We start from the raw sequence: 3,205 nt of genomic DNA, 5'->3' as shown, positions 1-3,205 counted from the left end.
GGGCTGTGGTGCGCGGGGGTTGCGGTTCGGGGGTGCGGAGCGTCGGCGGCGGTCGTCATGGGCGGTGGACGCTGAGGGTGCCGTGGGCCGCCAGCGTGCCGACCAGGTCGCCGGGCGCGTGCCGCAGCGTGGCGTCCAGGAAGGCGAGGGTGGTGGTGGCGACGACGCGGGGGCTCCCGGTGCGGCCCAGGGATCCGACGATCGAGGGCACGGGCGGCAGGTACAGCGGGCCGTCCATGAAGGTGAGGTGGGCGGCGCCGGGGACGGTGAGCCGATAGCTGGTCGCGGTGCCGGACGCCAGGGCCTCGGTGAGGCGGGGCTGGTAACGCGGGTCGGTGCTCGGGGTGATGGCCTGGGTGAGGACGAGGACCGGCTGGTGGAGGGCCGGGGAGGTGGGGCCGTGGGGGTAGCCGTCCAGGTCGACGACGGAGGCGAACCGGGGATCCTGGCGGGCCGCCTGCAGGGCGGCGGCACCGCCCAGGGAATGGCCGGTCACCGCGGCCCGGCCGGTGTCCAGACGTCCGGTCAGCAGGTCGTGGCCGGCCGACGGGGCCGGTCCGGGCGACGGGGCGCTTCCGGGCGGCGGGGCGCTTCCGACCGACCGAGCGCTTCCGGGCGGCGGGGCGCTTCCGGGCGGCGGGGCGCTTCCGACCGACCGAGCGCTTCCGGGCGGCGGGGCGCTTCCGGCCGGCGGGGCGGCGAGCGCGCCGCGGTTCAGGGCCTCCAACTGGGTGAGGACGAAGCTGAGGTCGGCGGCCCTGACGGCCGTCCAGCCGGCCGCCAGTTCCGCGTCCGCCTCCCGGTCGCCGGTGGAGGCGGTCGTGGCGCGGAGGGTCCGGCCGTCGTCGAGGACGACCGCCGCCGAGTCGTACGGGTGGTCGAGGGCGGCCACCACGTAGCCGTGACTGGCCAGTTCCTCCGCCCAGGCGGTGTTCTGGGTGCGCACCCCGCCCGCGCCGGGTGAGAACAGCACGACAGGGAACCGTTCGCCCCCGTCGGCCACCGGGGCGTCGACGACCGCGTGGGAGCGGGCCCGCGGTACGCCGTCGACCAGGAAGCCGGGCAGGCCGACGGAACCGGCCAGGGCTTCGGAGACGGTGCGCGCCTCCTGCTCCGTACGTCCGAGGTACTGCGCCCGTTGCGCGTCCGCGGGGCTCTGCTGTGCGGGGTACCAGAGCTGGACCACGACCGTACGCCGGTCGTCCGGGTCGGCGGTGAAGGTCTCGGGGCGGTTCGCGTCGGTCCACTGGATCACCCGGGTGCCGACGGCGAAGGAGCCCGAGGGCTCGGGGAACACGGGCACGGGGAACGCCCAGGCGGCCAACGGTCCGGCGGCGATCAGGCCGAGGCAGGCCACCGACCCCGGCAACGCCAGCCACCACCGCGCCCGCCACGCCGGGCGTCCGGGACGGCGCCGGAGCGTCCGGAGCAGCGGGGAGAGGGCGAACGGCAGCGCGACGGCACCACCCGCCAGTACCGGCAGCACCTGCCAGCGGATCCCCACCGCGGCGAGCGCGATCGCGGACAGGACGAACACCGCCCCGGCCGCGAGGGTCACGCGCGGCCGTGCGGCAGGGGGAAGCCAGCGCGCCGTCACCAGTGCGACGGCGGCCAGTACGGCGAGGAACTCCGGAAGGGACAGGGACAGTCCCGCGATGGTCTCGGTCACCCCGCCATCCTCGAAGCGGCGCACACGCCGGCACATCCGCCCGCGGTCTGCGGCGCATGCCGCCCACGGTCGCAACCGCCCACCCCGAGAGGGATGCGGCTCTGCGACCGCAGGAGGTACTCGGGCTCCTCCTGCGGTCGTACTCCGGTGCCAGGACCTCCGACGGCGGGCGCATGTGCGCCGCCGCTCGTGGCGTCTACGGTGGCGGGACGGGGCACGGCGACGCCGAGGGGCCGTGGCGGTGGGGGCCCTGTCCTCCGGTGGCACGGCCCGCAAGGGCCTCTGGTGGCACGGCCCGCAACGGACGTCGACAGGGGCGTGATGATGACGGAGGGTGCCGCAGGGGACGGCTGTGCCCGCCGCGTACGCCAGCGGGACCGCGCGCTGCGGGTGACGACGCCCGGTCTCCGGACCGTGGCCCCCGCCCCGGCCGTCGCCGCCCCGCGGGCGACGGGACCGGCGGAAGCGGCGGAAGCGGCGGAAACGGCACCCGCCGTCGCCCGCCGGTACGGCCGGCGCTACGGGCGGCGCTACGGGCGGCGGTTGCCGCCCGTCGTACGGCGCGCGCTGCCGTCCACGCCGCTGCTGCTGCCACCCCTCCTCCTGCTCCATGTCGCGGCCACCCGTGCCCCGTACGCGTTCCCCCCGGCCGCGGCCCTCACCGTCGCCCTCACGCTGCCCCTGCGGTGGCGGAAGCGGGCCCCCCGCGCGGTGTTCGGTGCCGTCGCGGCCGCAGCCTTCGTGCAGTGGCTGGCCGACCTCCAACTACCCGCCGACATAGGGGTGTTGGTCGCCCTGTACGCCGTCGCCGCGTACGCGGGCGGGCGTGCGGCGCTCGTCGCCGGTGCGGTCGTCGAGGGCGGGGCACTGCTGGCGTGCCTGCGCTGGGCGACGGATGGCGCGTTCCTGGCTCCCTTCGTCGCGCTCACCGCGACCGTCGTCGCCACCGTCGCCCTGGGCTCGAACGCGCGGACCGCGCGCGCCTACGTCGCCGCCCTGGAGGAACGGGCCGCACGACTGGAACAGCACCAGGACCAGCAGGCGCGCCTGGCCGTCGCCGAGGAACGGACCCGCATCGCCCGGGAGATGCACGACATCGTCACCCACAACCTGTCCGTCATGGTCGCGCTCACCGACGCCGCCGTGCAGACGCAGCACCGGTCACCCGACCGGACCACCACCACGCTTGTCCAGGTGTCCGAGACCGGCCGGCAGGCCCTGACCGACATGCGGCGCTCGCTCGGCGTCCTGCGGACCGACGAGCCCGACGCGCAGCGCCACCCCCTGCCCGGCATCGCCCAGCTCGGCGCCCTCGTCGACCGGATGAGCGCCGCGGGGCTGCCGACCCGGCTCGACATCCTCGGCAGCCATACCCACGTGCCCGCCACCGCCCAACTGACCGTCCACCGCCTGGTGCAGGAAGCCTTGACCAACGCCCTCAAGCACACCCCCGCCGGCACCCGCGCCGACGTCCGGATCCGGTGCTCCGCCGCAACCGTGACCGTGGACGTCACCGACGACGGCCCCCGCCCCCAC

General features: G+C 76.4%; 2 protein-coding genes. One reads left to right on the top strand and one right to left on the bottom strand.

Annotated elements, in window-relative coordinates; translation table 11 throughout:
- Positions 1-55 precede the first annotated feature (55 nt).
- The gene (locus EF918_RS34080; RefSeq protein WP_125652751.1) at positions 56-1,705 is read right to left on the bottom strand and encodes a hypothetical protein; all 1,650 of its coding nucleotides are present in this window, start codon (positions 1,703-1,705) and stop codon (positions 56-58) included.
- 249 nt (positions 1,706-1,954) lie between these two features.
- Between EF918_RS34080 and EF918_RS34075 the strand changes: the two genes are divergently transcribed.
- On the top strand, positions 1,955-3,205 hold a 1,251-nt coding region (locus EF918_RS34075), incomplete at its 3' end, for a sensor histidine kinase (protein WP_260610948.1).

It is taken from the genome of Streptomyces sp. WAC06614, from assembly GCF_003949795.1.
Lineage (GTDB): Bacteria > Actinomycetota > Actinomycetes > Streptomycetales > Streptomycetaceae > Streptomyces.
The sequence above is the reverse complement of the archived record's forward strand: the minus strand, read 5'-3'. Positions and strand labels throughout refer to the sequence as shown.

What these genes read in the sequence shown, in the direction of transcription:
- EF918_RS34080 (WP_125652751.1), bottom strand. Translation starts at nt 1,705, where the DNA reads ATGTGCCGGCGTGTGCGCCGCTTCGAGGATGGCGGGGTGACCGAGACC.